The organism is Acetobacter okinawensis JCM 25146 (assembly GCF_000613865.1).
GTDB classification, from domain to species: domain Bacteria; phylum Pseudomonadota; class Alphaproteobacteria; order Acetobacterales; family Acetobacteraceae; genus Acetobacter; species Acetobacter okinawensis.
The window spans coordinates 59,022-76,791 of the sequence record NZ_BAJU01000001.1 but is presented as its reverse complement, the minus strand read 5'-3'; the positions used below and the strand labels follow the sequence as shown (position 1 = coordinate 76,791).

Sequence of the window (17,770 nt, the reverse complement as noted above, 5' to 3'; positions counted from 1 at the left end):
GCTCTGGCAGCAAAGAGCTAGTAGCGATACTGCCAGACAAGCCCGACACTGCTCCCCGGATCATTTTCCGGCGTGGTAAAGCCGGTCACAGAGCCACCCGTACCCACGGTTGTGTTGAGTTTGAGGTGGCTGGTCAGGTCAACCTGAACCTGTGCTTGCGTGCCAGAGCCGGAGGTGGCCTGCTTGGCCCCCACATAAACCCCTTTCATGACATATTTGCCCGCTTCCACACTGGTGCCCCCATTGCCGACCCCCGAGCCGCCCCCTACGGCCAGCCTGTCCAGATGCAGGGTTTTGCGTAAGGTGCCCATTGGGTCAAAGGAGGTCAGTCCGGTCAGGGTCGCCAGAGCCGCACCAACCTCCACCATCTGGGTGGAGGACAGGGAGCGCGCATCGGTACCAAACAGCAGCATGGCTAGAACCTGATCCTGCGGCAGCGCGGGAATGGAATCAAAACTGATCTTGGGGGCACTGGCATACCCCCCGACCTTGAGCATGGCCGTCTGCCCGTCAACCGCACGGTCGGCCTCAAAATCCAGTGTTGGATCAAGCTTGTGCCCAACGCCCGAGCCATTAAAGGCCACCCGCCCCTTGGTGAAGTTGAGCGAGATGCCCGCCAGATCAAAGTTCCCGCGCTTAAGGTCAAACCCTCCCGTAATCACAGGGGCCTGCGTAGTCCCTGTGACATTCAGGCGGCCTGCCATTTCCGCATCCAGCCCGTGCCCACGCACAAAAAATTTGCCGGGGGAGACCAGCCGGAGGTCCAGCCCGATCACAGACTGATGCGCACTGGCAGCCTTTGCCTCCTCCGCGCGCTGTTTTTCCTCCCCCGGTCGAATAACATCGAGCCGCGCAACAGAGGCCGGGAGCGAATTGGGGATGTTGATTTCTACCCGCCGCAAGTCAATGCCACCGGTTACGTCCATACGGGTCTGCACCTGCCCGCGCACGGCAATGTCGGCATTGAGCACGGCGGTCAGCAGGTCGCTGGTCACGGGGCGTGCATCCTTGGCCACCACGTGCAGGTCAATGGGCATACCCGGCATGGCCACCCCCACAAACCCGGTAACACCGAGTGTACCCGCCCCGGCCTTGGCACTCAGGTTCTGGATAACAATCCGGTCCTGCGCGCCCACCACACGGCCGTTGATCGCGCTGATGTGCAAACCCTGAGCAAAGTCCTGAAAATCAGCATTGATCAGATCTATTCCGCCGGTAACGGCTGGGGCCGCAGGCGTACCTTTGACCTGCACGAGCATCCGCACCTGCCCCTGTGCCTGCCGCGCCTGCGCGCCAAGCACACCATTGGCAATGCTCAGGTCAAGGTGGCCATTGCTGCGCAGGTCCAGCGCTCCGGTCCGGGACAGGGGAGCACTGCCGCGCAGTTGTAGCCCCAGCCTTTCCCCTGCCGTAGCATCCACCTGTAGCTGTGCGCGGGTATGGGCCAGATTGGCTGTGGCCGCCACCTGCAATGGCGGAACAGACGCCACAGCGGAACTGTCGGCCATACGCAGGTTGTTACCATTGATCTGCACACGGCCTTCAGGGTTATCCAGCGTGCCAGAGAGTTTGGCAGCAAGCGACACCACCCCCGTGGCGTGCAGGTCCGGCATAAACGGATGCGCCAGTGCCGGGGTCACATTGCGAATATCAGCCGTAACCGACAGGCTCGGCTTCAACCGCCCTGCCACGTCCAGTGTGGCAGGCTGACTACCCGGTGTGCTCAGCACCGCGCGCAACCGGTCCATACCCAGCGTATCCCCGAACGAAAATAGCACAGGTGCCTGCAAGCGCAGTGTTTCCTGCTTTGCTGTGGCTGTTAACTTCTGGAGTCTGAGCTGTTTGTCCGGCAGGTTCAGGACAGCCTGCGTATTCAGCAGCAGGGGGCTGCCCGACCAGCTTGCAGGCCCCACCTGCGCGTTCAGCACCATAGCTGTATCCGGCCCTTTGGCACTCAGGAGCGCCTGCCCGCCAATCCCGGCGACCGAAAGACCACCAAGGCGCAGGCTCAGGTCCGGCGTGGGGTGGGCCGCAGGATCGGTAATTGAGCCCGCCAGCGCAATGGTCCCGACCCGGAGCTGCGGTGTTGCCACATTGCCTTTAAGCTCAAGTGCAACAACAGGCTTGTCCGCCACCGTACTGGTCTTGACCGATGCGGCCAGCGCGCCGCTCAGACGTTGGCCGATCAGCGGGCCGTACTCAGCCAGCTTGCCAATTGTCAGGTCAAGGCTTCCCCGCGGGACAACCTCCCCGGGAGCCAGAGCCAGTGCACCCTGCCCTTTTGTGCTGTTCCACAGCAGTTTTTGCAGGTCGAGACGACGCGTACCGTCAGCCACCTGACCAAAGGCCACATTCAGCTGTGCTGGTGCCCGGTCCAGTGTGCCTTCCAGCGCCAGTGTGCCCTGCGGCGTGGCGGGTAGGTGCGTGACCGATGCATCCAGCGCCAGAGCGCCCTTTGGCATTGTAGCTGTACCCAGATTGGTCTTGGCTGCCAGCGTTGCCACAAAATCCTGCAACGGCCCTTTGAGAGCCAGCACGATATTGGCATCACCACGCAGGGCTGGGGCAAGTTTTTCCAGCGCGGGCAGACCAATACTGGCGTTAAAATCCATACTCCGGCCTGTTTGCAGGCTGCCGCTGGCCTTGGCATCCAGCGCCTGCCCGGTCAGGGTCAGGGAAGACAGGTCAAGCTGCTGGCCTGCCGCCATGCCACCCTGCGCAGGCAGTGGTTGCAGGCTCGCATCAACCGCCAAATGGCCATCTGCTCCAAGTAGCCCCGCAGCCTGCGCCTGCCCCCCTGTAATGGCCAGCGTACCGGTGGCGGAAAGCTGCGTTTTATCCAACGGGTTAAGCGGGCGCTCAAACCGAGCGTTCATATCCGCATGGCCGCGCAGGGCAACACCTGCCGCCTCGCCCAGAGGCAACAGATCAGGCACACTGAGCGTAAGTGTTCCCTTTTGAGGAGAAGCCGCCTGCACAGCACCGGAAAGGGCAAGAACCGGGTGATGGAGCGTAAATGTTACCGGCAGGCCACGCTCGGTGGGACGGGCCAGTGCATCCAGCTCCAGTGGAGCGCCAGCCAGCACCGTGGGGGCTTTGCCCGGTAGACGTAAGCCCGCAGCACTCAGGCTCAGGTGGAGTTGCTCGGCTAGCGCAGCAGCCCCCCCGCCCTCTCCGGCAAAATGCAGCTTGAGAGCGCCAACCTGCACGCCAGAGGCTGCAAGCTGGTCCACATCCAGTTGCGCACTGCCGTGGGGTGCCGCCATTTTGCCATTCAGATTCGCCATAAGATGCACGGACTGCCAGCCCACATCCGGCGTAAGGCTGAGTTGTGGCGCCTGAGCAGAGACTTCCAGCGCAGCCATCTGCTGCCCCAGCAGGTCCAGCGTGCCATGTGCGTGCGCATTTATGACACCGGCTGATGCATCAAACCCCAAAGTGGAGGCGCTAACAGGTCCCTGCATATCCAACTTGAGCGCAATAGGGGCCAACTGCGGCATGCCCAGTTGGGTTGCGGCAAATCCACCCGCCCCTTCATCCGCACTCAGGTGGAGAGAGAGCTTACCCCCACCCGTTGCCGTAGCAAGGCTGACCTGCCCCGCAACATCCAGCCGTGTGACCTGAAGGGCGATATCCGAATAAGGGAGTTGGGGCAGGCTCAGGCCGTTGATCAGCGGATCAATATTGGCAAGCCTGCCGTGGCCACTGACCCTGAAACTGGCAGCCTGCCCGGCAAGGGGAGCGCCCACATTAATACGCCCGATTTCCAGCTTGCGCAGGTCCACCCCCAACCGCAGGGCCGAGGGGGCGGAGGCAGTCTGCTGCGCAGGCTTGGTCGTGGTGTCGGACACAGGCAGCCGCGGAATATCCAGTTCCGACGCAGTAAAGGCGTAAATCCGCGCCTGACGCCACAGCATGGCCAAAGGGGACCAGTCCAGCCGCACCTCATGCAGTGTCAGCCAGACCCCCTGCCTGTCGCGGATGGCAAGGTCTGCAACCCGCAGGTTATCAGGGAATCGGCCAGACAGACCGGTGAGTGTCACCATTCCTCCGGTCTGGAGTGCTGTCTGCCGGACCAGCAGACGCCGCCCCGGACCCGTGTTGGCCCCGACCAGAAGTACGGCCAGCACCAGCACGCACATCCCCACCAGTGCACCCACAGCCACAAGAGCCAGACGTAGGGCGCGCCGCCAGAACGGGCGGGGTGGTGCTGACGTTGTGTCTGGCATCAGAATGTTTCCCCCAGCCCTATGTATAGGTCCCACGTATCCCCACGTGGCGCACGGTTCAATGGCACCGCAATATCCAGCCGGACCGGGCCAATGGGTGTATAATACCGTACCCCGCCCCCCGCACCCACGCGCAGGGTGCCGGTAAAGGGCATGCTGCTGCTACCAACCTGCCCGGCATCGGCAAAGGCAGCCATGCCGAAACTTTTGAACAGGCGTTGCCTGTATTCCACCGTTCCTGCATCCAGCGACGTGCCACCGATGGCGTATTTAGTATTGCCGTATTGCGGCCCTACCCCCTGCCAGCGGTAGCCACGCACGGTCGCACTCCCCCCGGCATACATGCGCTGGTCAGGGGGAATGTCCCATGTGCTCGCCCCCTGAATACTGCCAATAGTCCCGCGAAAAGCCAGAATACTGCGCCCCGGCGGGCTTATGCCCAGCTTGTGCAGGTCCACATAGGTGGAGGCTGTTGCGTTCATGATGGCAAAAAAGGACTCACCGGCTCCCTTGCTGCCCAGAGAGAGCGAGGGGGTAATGTTGATGCTGGCCCGCACGCCATGTGTTGCTGGTTCTATGGGGTTACCCACGCCTGTGTTGTCATACATGCCCGAAAGCGGGGCAGACAGAATGGTGTAGCTGCGGCTTTCATCAAACTGCTCTATGCGTTCCTGCTCGGCGGCCAGACCAAAGTTGCCGGTCCAGTTCTTGGCCAGCGGGCGGGTAATCCCCCCGCGCAGCAGGAGTGCTGTCTGCCGGTAAGACCAGAACAACTGACGTAACCCCTCAATCCGGGCATTAAGGTTCTGTTTGGACTCCAGAAAGTCTGGTTTGAAAAAATCAGCATACACATCGTAGCCCAGCCCCTGCTGGGCAGAGCCGCCCAGACCGGTAATCAGGGCCGTCAGGCGTAGGCGTTCGGCATTGCCCAGCAGATTGTAGTGGGTCCACATGGCTCCCACGCGTGCGCCAAGATCCGTGGAATAGCCAAGCTCCGCCCCAATGGCGTGCCGCTTACCTTCCTGAAAGGAAAAGTCCAGCGGCATGGTGCCATTGACCGCCTTGTCCGATGCATCCCTGACCGTAACATTGGAGAAAACACCCAGCGAAGCCAGGTCCAGCCGGGCGGCCTCAATACTGGATGGCTGGTACAATTGACCTTCATGCACCGTCAGCCGCCTGCGTACGAACGAAGCGTTCATCCGCTTGAGCCCATCCAGACTGATCTTGCCAATATCAAGCACGGGACCGGGCACTACGGGGTAAACAATATCCAGCGTTCTGGTAGCCGGGCGCAGGTATGCCATGGGTTTGTCCACCTGCGCCAGCGCGTGCCCGCTCTCGCGCAGGGCATCCAGCAGGCGGCCACCGGCCGCCAGCACATCTGCCGCCACTGCCGGCTGGCCGGTATGCAGGCCAAACGCCTTTGTCTGCGCGTCATTCAGATGGGGGGCAACGCCCGTGGCACTTTCCACCAGTTTGACCGACCTAGATGAAAAAGCGGGCCTTTGTCCACCTTGATGCTGATATCCACTTTTTCGTTCGCGGGAACACTCTCTATCCACGAGGCCAGAGCCGTGGACATGCCATCCATGGTCACGCCCTGTTTGGCACTGCGGAGCAGAATATGCACCTTGCCTGCATAATAACCACAGCTTTCCAGCGCCACCTGCAGGCGGTCGTATTCGCTCCTTACGCGCCCAGCCAGCGCAAACGGGCCAACGGCACGGGTGGATTGCAGGCTCAGCAGGTCTGAGGAGGCCTTGAGCGCCGTATCAAGGTCGCTCTGCCCGGTGGGAGCAAGGCTGGTCACATAAGGCTGCGGGTCCGCCGCATGCACACCATATGTCAGCGCGCCCCACAGCGCGGCTCCAGCCAGAAGGCGATTCGCCGCCCCGGTAAATCTGCCCAGAATATTACGGTTGTAAACGGCCACTATTCCCAGTCTGTTCGGTTGCTGAATAAAACACTGCGTGGCCCGTTGCCCAGACCCGATTTTGATACATCTACCCTGCCTATACCCCTACCATGACAAAATTTGGGTCTGTCTGCCAAAAAAACCTTCACACGCGATGGATTGTCCCCCTACCCCTCTTCGCGGTAAGAGAGCGCATGTTTATGTGTTTCTTCCACATTACTGCCCGCTCCTTGGCCTGCCCGGCCAGCCCCTGGCAGAAGCAGGACCATGCGCACCAAGCCTGACCAACCTACGCAGCCCCTGCCCTCGGGCACGTCTGCCTCCGCCCCGATCTCTCCCCTCCCTCAGTGGTCGATGTGCTGTTCCGCCGTGTGGGGGAAGCCCGCTCGGCCATACGTCTGGCCGGTTTGCTGGTGTGGGTCCCCCTGTCCGTCGGGTTTGAGGCCTGCCTGCTGCCTGTGCCCGGCACGGCCAAAATCCGCTGGACCCGCGTTATCTGGGGTATGCTGTGCCGCATTATTGGCCTGCGCATTACGGTCCACGGCAAACGGGCTGGCACGGTAGGTGGGCTACGGGCCCGCAAGCGGGGTGAGCGGCCCGTCATTTATATTTCCAACCACATGTCATGGGTGGATGTGCCTGTGCTGGGCACGCTGCTGCCATCTGTTTTTGTGGCCAAGGGAGATATTGAAAAATGGCCGGTCATGGGGCTGGTCTCCCATATTGGCCGCACCATTTTTGTCAGCCGCCAGCGCAGCACCACCGGCCGTGAACGTGATCTGATGATCCAGCGCATGGTGGAAGGGGACAACCTGATTCTCTTCCCCGAAGGGACATCGTCCGACGGCTCACGTGTTCTGCCCTTTATGTCGGCTTTTTTTGCCATAGCCAAACTGCCCAAGCTCAAGGACGGCATGGACCAGAGCCTGCTGCCCGTAACCTACAAGCCCGGCATGGCACCGCTTATCCAGCCTGTATCCCTTGTTTATGACACGCTGGAGGGCTTGCCGGTTTCCCGCTTCCGCCGCCCGGTTTTCTCATGGTACGGGGACATGGATCTGGGGCCGCATGTGTGGCAGCTGCTGCAACATAAACGCTCACACGTAACCGTAGTGCTGCATGAACCGCTGGACCCTGACCTGTTCCCCAGCCGCAAGGCGCTGGCGCAGGCAGCATGGAAAGCCGTTGCCGATGCTGCGCCGACCTGCGCCAGAACCGGGAGCCGCGTGTTCAGCCCGGCCGGTTCAACCCCGCCACCCTGCCCGCCAATTTTTTGCCAGCACATATCAAGAAAACAAAACTGCTGCTTGACAGAGCCACCTCATTTTTTGCTTCATTCAAAAAGAGGACATAAGCAGCGAAAACGCACTCATGCGGGTTCGGCAACTGTTCAAGGCAGGAGACCACTCTGTCAGGCACGGCATGGCCCCTATTATGCACAATTGCACCCCGCTCACCCGCAAGCCGTGAGAAAAGAGGCTTGACCTGCGCCGCCACACGCCTGATGTCCTCTTTCCGCCGTATGGAATGGGCCTGCGGCAGAGCGGAGTGGCAGCCATGACCCGAACCCCCGACCACACAGCACCATCACGCGCCCTGCATGTGATTACATGGGGCTGCCAGATGAACGTGTATGACAGTGCACGCATGGGGGATGTGCTGCGCCCACTTGGCTACCAGCCGGTGGACACGCCCGATACGGCGGATATGATTATCCTTAACACCTGCCACATCCGTGACCGAGCGGCGGAAAAGGTTTTTTCCGAGCTTGGGCGGCTGCGGCTTATCAAGGAAGCCCGCAAGGCGGAAGGCCAGCAGACCATTATTGCCGTAGCAGGCTGCGTAGCACAGGCCGAAGGGCAGGAAATCCTAGCCCGCGCCCCGTATGTGGATATTGTGCTTGGCCCGCAGACCTACCACCGCCTGCCAGAAATGGTCGCCCGTGCGGCCCGCGCAGGCCGCGCCGTGATTGAGACCGATTTTCCCGCCGAGCAGAAGTTCGACTTTCTGCCCGAGGCCGAAGCCCCGCAGACACCGGGCAACTACACCGCGTTCCTGACCATTCAGGAAGGGTGCGACAAGTTCTGCTCCTTTTGCGTGGTGCCCTACACCCGTGGGGCAGAAAGCAGCCGCACCGTGCAGTCCGTTCTGGCCGAGGCACGCCGCATGGCTGACAGCGGCGTGCGCGAAATCAGCCTTCTGGGCCAGAATGTAAACGCCTATCACGGCGAAGGCCCCGACGGCACGGTATGGGACCTGACACGCCTTGCCTATGCGCTGGCCGACATTCCCGGCCTGACGCGCATCCGCTACACCACCTCCCACCCAAGGGACATGAACGACGCGCTGATCGCAGCCCACCGCGACCTGCCCGCACTCATGCCCTTCCTCCACCTGCCCGTACAATCCGGCTCGGACCGTATTCTGCGCGCCATGAACCGTGGCCACACGGCAGATGAATACCGCGACCTTGTGCGCCGCCTGCGCGCGGCAAGGCCGGACCTTGCCCTGTCCTCCGACTTTATCATCGGTCATCCCGGTGAAACGGAAGAGGATTTTGAGGCCACCATGCAGCTTGTGCGCGATGTGGGCTTTGCTCTGGCCTACTCGTTCAAATATTCCCCACGTCCGGGCACTCCTGCGGCAGGTGCTCCCCTGCAGGTGCCAGAGGACGTCAAGGATGCCCGCCTGCAAGCCCTGCAAAAGCTCCTGCGCGAGCAGCAGGATGCGTTCAACGCATCCATGGTTGGCAAGACCGTGCCCGTCCTGTTTACTGGCAAAGGGCGCAAGCCCGGACAGATTACGGGGCGCTCACCCTGGCTCCAGCCGGTCCATGTGATCGGGCCTGACCACCTGATCGGTCAGACCGTGCCAGTCTATATTACAGAACGCCTGACCAACTCGCTGGGCGGTCTTTTGGAAGAGGAGAATGTATACGCTTGAACACCACGCGCACGTCCCCCCCTCCTTCCGCTGCGGTTGCGGAGCTGGTCCAGCCCGTAACCCTGCAATTTGAAAACAACACGCTTCTTGCCCGGCTGGTCGGTGACCATGACAGGCACCTGCGCTGCCTGGAAGAAGGACTGGAGGTAGACGTTGCACGGCGCGGCAACCGCATTTCCATCCGTGGTCTGCCCGATGCCACATCTCTTGCCCGCACGACACTCAGCCTGCTGTACCAGAAACTTGCAGCAGGTGAGACCATAGACATCAGCGCAGTAGAGGCGGCCATACGCATGTCCAGAGTACATGAAAGCAGACCCACCCTCCCCCTGTCTGTTGCTCCGGCAACCCCCTTTGCCAACCCTGATCTGGCATTGCCCGTTATCCGGCTCCGTCAGGGCAATATAGAGCCACGCTCCCCCGGACAGGCCACCTACATGCGCGCCCTTGCAAGCAAGGAGCTGGTGTTTGGCATTGGCCCGGCAGGTACGGGCAAGACCTACCTTGCGGTGGCACAGGCCGTCTCTCTCCTTCTGGCAGGCTCCATTGACCGGATCATCCTCTCCCGCCCGGCCGTGGAAGCGGGAGAACGGCTCGGCTTTCTGCCCGGAGACATGAAAGACAAGATCGACCCCTACCTGCGCCCACTCTACGACGCCCTGCATGACATGCTCCCCGGCGATCAGGTCATGCGCCGCATGAGTGCAGGCGAGATCGAGGTTGCCCCGCTTGCCTTTATGCGCGGGCGCACGCTCTCTCACGCATTTGTTATTCTGGACGAAGCCCAGAACACCACCATCGCGCAGATGAAAATGTTCCTGACCCGTCTGGGGCCGGGCTCACGCATGGTTGTTACAGGCGACCTGACCCAGATCGACCTGCCGCATGACACACCATCGGGCTTGCAGGACGCAGTGGATACGCTTGAAAACGTTAAGGGAATTACCATTTCCCGTTTTGAGGCGGCAGATGTTGTGCGACACAAGCTGGTCGCGCGCATTATTGAAGCTTATGATGCCAAAACGACGACGGCTGATAAAAAAGGGCATTCCCGCCACAAGGGTCGTCAGGAGAACAATGGAACCGCGAAGTAGCCTTGGCCCCGTCTTGACCAAAGAGGTGGCCGACCCTGTGGATACAGACCCGTATCCGGAAGGTTTTCATGACGCGCTGACACACGGCGTCCCGGAAATACTGATCCGGGACGCACGCTGGCGCTCCCACGTCCCTACCCCCGAACAGACCATTCGCCGCGCTCTGTCGGCCTGTGCGGACTACGGGCTGACACCCGGCAGCGTTGTTCTGGCGACCGACCGCGAGGTGCGCACGCTCAATGGCAGGCACCGGGGCAAACACAAACCCACCAATGTGCTGACCTTTGAACCCCCGCCGGGCTATGATGGGGGCGATATTATTCTGGCACTTGAGACTGTGGTGCGTGAGGCACGCAAGGCTGGCCGCCCGGTACGCCACCATCTGGCGCATCTGGTCGTGCATGGCAGCCTGCATCTGGCGGGCTATGACCACCACCACCCCGGTGAGGCACGGGAAATGGAAATGCTGGAATCCCGTCTTCTGGCACGCATGCATGTGCCTAACCCGTGGAAGCCCCGGTCATGAGTGAACACGAGACCTCAGCCGAACGGGCGGACCCTTCCGGGCGTGGCCTGTTTTCTTTTTTTCAGCGCAAAAAACCTACGGGGGGGCTGCGTAGCTCCATTGCCGCCCTTGTACAGCAGGCTGCCGAAGCCGGAGATGACACCGCACCAGACGGCGAAAAGCCCGAACTGGATCGTCAGGAACGCGCACTCATCGCCAATATCCTACGTCTGCGCAACATTTCAGCCGATGATGTTATGGTGCCAAGGGCCGACATTGTGGCCATGCCGGTTTCCATCAGTCTGGACGAAGCCCTTGCCATGATGCGGCGCGAAAACCACTCGCGCATGCCAGTGTACCGCGACCAGCTTGATGACATTGTGGGCATGATCCACGTTAAAGACCTGATCGCCTATGTTGGCACCAGCGAGGCGTTCAATCTGGAGCCCCTACTCCGCCAGCCCCTGTTCATTGCTCCGCAGATTCCCGTGCTGGACCTGTTGTTGCAGATGCGCCAGCGCCATATGCATCTGGCGCTGGTGATAGATGAATACGGCGGAATTGACGGTCTGGTCACCATTGAAGACCTGATTGAAACCATTGTCGGCGATATTTCCGACGAGCATGACGAACCAGAGGCCGTGCTGATTACCCCGCGCCCCGATGGCTCGTTTGATGTGGATGCCCGCTGCCCGGTGGAAGAGTTCGAGCAAAAAATTGGCCCGATTCTGACCGAAAGCGAAAAAGAGGCCGAAATCGAAACGATTGGCGGCCTTGTCTTCCGCATGGCAGGGCATGTCCCCACGCGCGGAGAAGTGCTGACGCACGAGAACGGCTATCTGTTCCGTGTGCTGGACGCCGATGCACGACACATCCGCCGCGTACGGGTCCGCAAGCTGGTGAGCGAGGGAGAAAACACGCCCAACCCATCGGCCTGAAGCGCTGCGTATTCAACAACAGGTTGACGGCAGTTCTTTCTGCCGCCATCCCTGTGTCCCAGAATTATGGTCCATTGATCGGGAAGGCTTGGTTCTCATGTCCTTTACACGTCGCTCTTTTCTTGTCGCCACGGGTGCAGCACTCAGCGCCGGTGCACTCCAGCACGCAGCTTTTGCAGCCGATGCGCCGGATACACTCTTTACGCCACGCGTTCTGGGCAACCCGAATGCCAAGATTGTGGTGGAGGAATGGTTCTCCCTGACCTGCATCCACTGCGCCCATTTTGCGGAAGAGACCTTCCCTCAGGTCAAGAAAAACCTGATCGATACGGGCAAGATCCGTTACGTCTTCCATGACTTCCCCACCGACCAGCTTGCAACCCTTGCCGCCATGGTAGCCCGCACCCTGCCCGAAGACCGGTACGAACCGTTCTGCTCGGCTGTGCTGTCCAGTCTGGACCGCTGGGCCTATAATAACGAGGCGGACCACAAGGCCGAACTCCAAAAAATCGCGGCCTTTGCTGGCATGCCCGCAGCAACGTTTGAAAAAGCCATAGCGGACCAGAAGCTGCTCCAGTTCATCATGACCGAGCAGAGCGAAGCGCAGGACAAATACAACATAGAGTCCACGCCCACCTTCCGCTTCAACAACAAGGAGCAGGTGTCCAGCGCCCTCTCCTATGACGATTTTGTCAAATATCTGAACAAGGCCAGCTGACTGTTTTTTTAACAGTCAGCCCTCCCGACCAGAAAAACACAGATCTGTATGACGGTTCGTTTTGTTCGCCTCCGCATTGTGGGGTTCAAAAGCTTTGCCGACCCCATAACCGTGGAGCTGCTCCCCGGACTGACCGGCGTTGTAGGCCCCAACGGTTGCGGCAAATCCAACGTGGTGGAAGCACTGCGCTGGGTTATGGGCGAATCCTCCGCCCGCTCCCTGCGTGGGGGGGAAATGGATGACCTTATTTTTGCGGGCACAGCCGGGCGGCCCGCCCGCTCGCTGGCCGAGGTCACCGTAACACTGGAAGGCACAAAGGGCTTTGGCCCGGCGGCCTTTGCTGATCTGGATGAACTCCAGATTACCCGCAGAGCCGAGCGCGGGTCGGGGAGCGACTACCGCATTAACGGCCGCCCCGTGCGTGCGCGTGATGTGCAGACCCTTTTTGCCGATCTGGCATCGGGTGCGCGCTCCTCCGCCATGGTCAGTCAGGGCCGGGTGGCCATGCTGGTGGGTGCCAGACCCGAAGAGCGACGCAGCATTCTGGAAGAAGCCGCAGGCATTACCGGCCTGCACGCCCGTAGGCATGAAGCCGAGATCAAACTCCGCGCAACCGAAGGCAACCTCACCCGCGCCGAAGACCGCCGCGTGCAACTGACCGAGCGGCTGAACGGCCTTGCCGAACAATCGCGCGAGGCCACACGCTACCGCGAAATTTCCGCAGCGCTGAGAGAAGCGGAAACCGAATTGCTCGCGGTCCTGCATGCACGCGCCAGACTGGCCGTAGAGCGTGCAGCCACCACGGCAGCACAGGCGCGCAAAAGCCTGAGCGAACACGAAGAAACCGCAGAAACCGCCGTACTGGCTGAATTTGAAGCCACCAAGGCCCTGCCCGCCCTGCGCGAAAAAGCCGATTTGGCCCGCACAGCACTCGAACGGTGCCGCGTTCTGGCCGAAGGAGTCGTGCGGGAGGAAGAACGCGCAGCAGCACAGGCTCAGGCCTCGGCCGAACTGCTCCAGCAGCACGAAAGCGATGCCCAGGCCGCCCAGACCCGCTTACAGGACGTGCTGGCCACGCTGGAGCGCCTGAAGGCAGACATGGCCGAAGTTCTGGCCGCCCAGAACTCCCTGCCCAGCCGCACAGCCGATGCCGAGCAGCAGTTACGCGACCTGAGTGCCCGGCAGGTGGAGACCGAACAGGCGCTAGCCGGGCTGACAGCCGAATTAAACGCAGCCCATGCGGGCAAAGAGCGGGCAGAAGAAGGGCTTAGCAGCGCCAGCACCCGGCATGAGCGGGTATCTCAGGCACTCAGCGCCATTCAGGCCGAACTGGCGGAACTGGAAGGACAACTTCCCTCCGAACAGGCACTGAGCACGGCGCAGCGCGCCGCCGAGCAGGCAAACCTTGCCCAGCAGGCAGCAAAGGCTGCGCAGGAGGAGGCCGAGCGCCTTTACGGGCAGTGCGCAATTGACCTACCCATTGCCCAAAACAATGCACAAGCCGCACAGGCCGCACAGGACGAACAGCAAAAAAGCCTACAGCAGGCTCGCCAACGCATGCAGTCCTTGCAAGACGAGCTGAACGTAGCCGAAAAACGCCATGCGGAGGCACTTGCCGCACTCGTCAGCCCGGATATGCTGGCAACCTTGGAGGCGGAGAGCGAGCGCGCCACGGCTGCGTTGGAACAGGCCAGCCACACACAGGAAAAAGCGGAGGCCGAACGCCGCGCAGCCAGTACGGAGTTTACTGAATCCAGCCGGAACGCGCAGGAGGCCGAGGCACACCAGCGCAGCGTGGCCGAGGCCCTGCGTACAGCCCGCACAACACAACAGCGTGCCCAGCTTGAAGCTGAGGCCCTGACGCGCGAGTTGGACAAGGTCCGGGCCGAAGCCGTTGCCGATACAGTGGTAGCGGAGGCCAAGCAGGCCCGCATTGCGCATGAAAATGCACTGGCCCAGACGGGTACCGCACTGGAACAGGCCGAGCAGACGCTAAGCGACCACAAGGCCCGACAGAACAGCGCGCGCGAGGCGCACAGCACGCTCCAGACCGAGTTGACCCGCCTACAGGCTCAGGCCGAAGGGCTGGATCAGGCACTGGGACAGGACAGTGATGTGGCGGAAAACCCGGTTTCTGCCCAGATCACGGTGCCCGAGGCGTATGAGAGCGCATTGGCCGCCGCGCTGGCCGAAGGGCTGGATGCCCCCGCAGACCCCGCCGCCACACAGGGCTGGAGACTACTCCCCTCCACACCGCTGCCCCCCCTACCCGGCGGTGCACAACCACTTAAAGCCCACATAACAGCCCCACCGGAGCTGGACCGGGTGTTACTGTCCACCGGGCTACTGCCTGAAGGCGCAGATGCGCACGCACTCCAGCAGGCGCTGGTGCAGGGACAATGCCTTGTCTCGATCGCAGGGGATCTGTGGCGGTGGGATGGTTTTTACGCCCATGCGGGCAGAACCAGCACAGCCGCCCGCAGGCTGGCCCAACGCCGCGTCCTGCGTGAAACACAGCTACGCATTGCAGCACTACAGGCGGACCTGCCCGCAGCACAGGAGCGTGTGAGCACCTGCACCACAGCCGTGCAGACCAACGAATCCCTGTTAGCGGAACTCCGGAACACGCGGAACACGCAGGAACAGGCCCTGCAAAAAGCCCGCGCGCAGGAGACCGAAGCAGAGCGCCGCCACGCCTCTTACCGCGCCCGGCTGGACGCCATACTCCCCCAGCATGAGCGCGCGCAATCTGCCCTGACCGAATCGCAGGCGACTCTGGCCAACGCCCTGAGCACGTATGAGGGCCTGCCATCCCTGCAGGACATCCAGTCAGCGCTTGCTCTCACACGGGACAGAAACACCGCAGCGCAGGCTGCCGAGCAGCAGGCTCACGCGGCTTTTAAGCAAGCGCAGACCGCAGCGCAGACCGCACGCGACAAGCTCGCCCAGACCCGGCAGCAGCACGCCTCCGCCACAACCCGGCTGGATACACTGACCCCAGAGCTGGAACGCCTGCGGCATAATCTGGCGACCGAAGCGACCTCTGTCTCCGAACTTGAGGGCAGGTTGGCTTCTGCCCAGTCCGTACAGCAGACACAAAACGCCTTGCGCGAGGCCCAAAACAAGCTGAATGCAGCCAATACGGCCCTGCAGGAAGCAACCCGGGTCACGACGGCCGCAGATGAGCAGGTAAACCTTACCGCACAGGCTTACCGGGCCTTGCAGGAGCAGGCTCTGACCCTGCAAGGCCGTCTGGCGGGGCTGACCCCGCGGCAGGCGGAACTGCACGCAGACCATACGGATGCCGAACAGCACCTCCATGCCGCCAACGCGGCTCTGGAGACTGCACTGGCTGCCATTCCCGCAGATGCACAAGCCCGGTTGGAAAACCTGCACACTCAGCGGGCTGACCTGCTGGCGGAGCTGGATAAGGCGCGTGAACTACGGGCAGCTCTTCAGGCAGAATCTGGCACGTTGGTAGAACGGCTCAGCACACTGGAAACCGCGCAGGCTGAATGGAACACGCGTGAATCCGTCGCCCAAGCGGACAACACCAACGCTCTCCAGCGACTGGAGAGCGCACGCGCCAACCATAGCCGGGTTTCCGCACTCCCTACCGCAGCCCAGCAGCAAAAGACCAGCACACTGGCAGCGTTGGAAGAGGCTGAAGAACACTTTACCCAGACCGACCGCCTGCGTGCCGAGGCCGAAGCGGCCCTGAACAATGCGCATGAACAACGCCGCAAGACCGAGGGAGAACTGGCCACTGCGCGTGAAAACCTGCTCAAGGCCGAAGGCAAAAGCGAGCAGGCGCAGGCCATTCTGGACCAGCTTCTGGTAGATTCCCCCGCCCCGCCCAGACAACCCACTACGGACCTGACGGAAGGGGCCGAGACCTCCCTACGCCGCAAGATCGCCCGCCTGAGCCGTGAGCGTGATGACATGGGGCCCGTCAACCTGCGCGCCGAACTGGAGGCGGAGGAAGCCTCCACCCAGGCCCAGACCCTTGGGGCTGAAATGACCGATCTGGAGGAGGCCATAAACCGGCTGCGTGGCTCCATTGGCGCTCTCAACAAGGAAGGCCGGGAGCGGCTGATGGCCGTGTTCACACAGGTTGACCAGCATTTTCAGTCCCTTTTCACCCGCATGTTTGGTGGGGGGCGTGCACATCTGGGCCTTGTCGGCAGTGATGACCCGCTGGAAGCGGGGCTGGAAATCTATGCCCAGCCGCCAGGTAAAAAACTGGCGACACTCTCCCTCCTCTCCGGAGGTGAACAAGCTTTAACGGCCCTTTCCTTGATTTTTGCCGTTTTCCGCTGTAACCCTGCTCCGATATGCGTACTGGACGAAGTGGATGCCCCACTGGATGACGCCAATGTAGGCCGCTTTAGCGCCCTGCTTGCCGACATGGTGGCAGAAGCCGGTACGCGTTTTCTGGTTGTGACACATCACCAGCTCACTATGGCCCATATGGACCAGCTTTTTGGTGTAACCATGCAGGAGCGCGGGGTAAGCCGCGTTCTTTCTGTTGATCTGGCTAAAGCGGCCTCCATGGTCGGTCAGAAGGACAAGGAACCCACTCATGTCATATCCTGAAAAAGGAGCTGACATATCTGTCTGCCGTGGTGCCACAACCTCGCACAGATGTTTGAAAAAAATTGCCTTTGCTGCGACCCTTTGCGTGGCATCCGTTGCAGTGCTGGCCATTCACCACACCAAGACCAGTGGCATTATGGCGCGCATTCACCATGGGCTTATTGTATGTGCCAGCAATAGTGGCACGCAGAATGTTGCACAGGCTGCCACCATATCTTCCATCGGGCAGCCGGGCATGGTGCGTCTGGGCCTGACGAGTGGTGCCAACGGGCAGGTTGACGTGGAGCCGGGCAGCAGCACTCTGGCCAGTGTGCTCGATACGGCCCGCCACTCCAACACACTGCTCATGCTGGACCTGCATGACGCAAACCCACTGCAAGTCGCCTTTGAGGTCACCAAGGCTCATATGCGTGACCGGGTTATTTTTGTCCCTGCGGACTACAAAAGTACGGCTGCCGTTCTTCGGGCCGATTCCAAGGTTATGGTCGCCATTCCCGTCAATTCCGAGCGGGATGCCTATAATGCGCACCGCATGGCGGGGCATCATCCTTACGCGGCCTACCTTTCCCCTTCCGCAGCGCCAAGCCTGTTTTCAATGGTGCACCGGGATGCGCAGGCCATTATTACCGACACCCCCCCTGCAAAAGTCTCTACTGCGGACTTTCTGGCAAACCGACCTGTCGATATTGTCATTACGCACCAGCCCTACCAGATGACGACGTCCCTGACGCTGCCGTCCACCGCGCTGACTCGCCCCGAATAACGGGCCATAACACCCCCCATAAAAAAAGCCCCCACCCTTGTTTGCAAGAGCGGGGGCCTGAGCACG

At 61.3% G+C, this 17,770-nt stretch carries 9 protein-coding genes and 1 pseudogene; 8 read left to right on the top strand and 2 right to left on the bottom strand.

All coding sequences use genetic code 11. The annotated features are described in order from the left end of the window. Window positions 1–17: 17 nt before the first annotated feature. Together JCM25146_RS00355 and JCM25146_RS16140 are read right to left on the bottom strand one after the other, a co-directional pair. Window positions 18–4,229 carry a translocation/assembly module TamB domain-containing protein gene (locus tag JCM25146_RS00355; protein WP_025825017.1) on the bottom strand — a complete coding sequence of 1,404 codons (4,212 nt, stop codon included), beginning with the start codon at window positions 4,227–4,229 and terminating at the stop codon, window positions 18–20. Next, window positions 4,229–6,144, bottom strand: a pseudogene (locus JCM25146_RS16140) (autotransporter assembly complex protein TamA). Before JCM25146_RS16140 ends, JCM25146_RS00355 begins: the two are co-directional and overlap by 1 nt. A gap of 359 nt (window positions 6,145–6,503) precedes the next feature. Here JCM25146_RS16140 and JCM25146_RS00340 point away from each other — a divergent pair. The 8 genes from JCM25146_RS00340 to JCM25146_RS00305 all read left to right on the top strand — a co-directional run bounded on the left by JCM25146_RS00340 (window position 6,504) and on the right by JCM25146_RS00305 (window position 17,704). Continuing rightward, the gene (locus JCM25146_RS00340) at window positions 6,504–7,631 is read left to right on the top strand and encodes a lysophospholipid acyltransferase family protein (protein WP_242400806.1); all 1,128 of its coding nucleotides are present in this window, start codon (window positions 6,504–6,506) and stop codon (window positions 7,629–7,631) included. A gap of 43 nt (window positions 7,632–7,674) precedes the next feature. After that, complete coding sequence (miaB, locus tag JCM25146_RS00335; RefSeq protein ID WP_025825013.1) at window positions 7,675–9,090, top strand: tRNA (N6-isopentenyl adenosine(37)-C2)-methylthiotransferase MiaB; 1,416 nt, start codon at window positions 7,675–7,677, stop codon at window positions 9,088–9,090. Continuing rightward, window positions 9,087–10,184: a PhoH family protein gene (locus tag JCM25146_RS00330; RefSeq protein WP_025825011.1), complete on the top strand. Its 1,098-nt coding sequence runs from the start codon at window positions 9,087–9,089 to the stop codon at window positions 10,182–10,184. Before miaB ends, JCM25146_RS00330 begins: the two co-directional genes overlap by 4 nt. Continuing rightward, window positions 10,168–10,710: an rRNA maturation RNase YbeY gene (gene ybeY / locus JCM25146_RS00325; protein ID WP_025825009.1), complete on the top strand. Its 543-nt coding sequence runs from the start codon at window positions 10,168–10,170 to the stop codon at window positions 10,708–10,710. The genes JCM25146_RS00330 and ybeY overlap by 17 nt, the downstream gene beginning before the upstream one ends. Further along, the gene (locus tag JCM25146_RS00320; protein ID WP_025825007.1) at window positions 10,707–11,627 is read left to right on the top strand and encodes a hemolysin family protein; all 921 of its coding nucleotides are present in this window, start codon (window positions 10,707–10,709) and stop codon (window positions 11,625–11,627) included. The genes ybeY and JCM25146_RS00320 overlap by 4 nt, the downstream gene beginning before the upstream one ends. A gap of 97 nt (window positions 11,628–11,724) precedes the next feature. Next, on the top strand, window positions 11,725–12,345 hold the full coding sequence (locus tag JCM25146_RS00315) for a DsbA family protein (RefSeq protein ID WP_025825005.1): 621 nt from the start codon (window positions 11,725–11,727) through the stop codon (window positions 12,343–12,345). Window positions 12,346–12,393: 48 nt separating this feature from the next. Then, a complete protein-coding gene (locus tag JCM25146_RS00310; protein WP_025825002.1) occupies window positions 12,394–16,941 on the top strand; it encodes a coiled-coil domain-containing protein in 4,548 nt (1,515 codons plus the stop codon). 85 nt (window positions 16,942–17,026) lie between these two features. Next, window positions 17,027–17,704 carry a hypothetical protein gene (locus JCM25146_RS00305; RefSeq protein WP_242400805.1) on the top strand — a complete coding sequence of 226 codons (678 nt, stop codon included), beginning with the start codon at window positions 17,027–17,029 and terminating at the stop codon, window positions 17,702–17,704. Window positions 17,705–17,770 lie beyond the last annotated feature (66 nt).

Bases quoted from the DNA above. Each gene is read 5' to 3' on its own strand.
- JCM25146_RS00355 (WP_025825017.1), bottom strand. From the start codon at position 4,229: ATGCCAGACACAACGTCAGCACCACCCCGCCCGTTCTGGCGGCGCGCC.
- miaB (WP_025825013.1), top strand. From the start codon at position 7,675: ATGGGCCTGCGGCAGAGCGGAGTGGCAGCCATGACCCGAACCCCCGAC.
- ybeY (WP_025825009.1), top strand. From the start codon at position 10,168: ATGGAACCGCGAAGTAGCCTTGGCCCCGTCTTGACCAAAGAGGTGGCC.
- JCM25146_RS00320 (WP_025825007.1), top strand. From the start codon at position 10,707: ATGAGTGAACACGAGACCTCAGCCGAACGGGCGGACCCTTCCGGGCGT.
- JCM25146_RS00315 (WP_025825005.1), top strand. From the start codon at position 11,725: ATGTCCTTTACACGTCGCTCTTTTCTTGTCGCCACGGGTGCAGCACTC.
- JCM25146_RS00310 (WP_025825002.1), top strand. From the start codon at position 12,394: ATGACGGTTCGTTTTGTTCGCCTCCGCATTGTGGGGTTCAAAAGCTTT.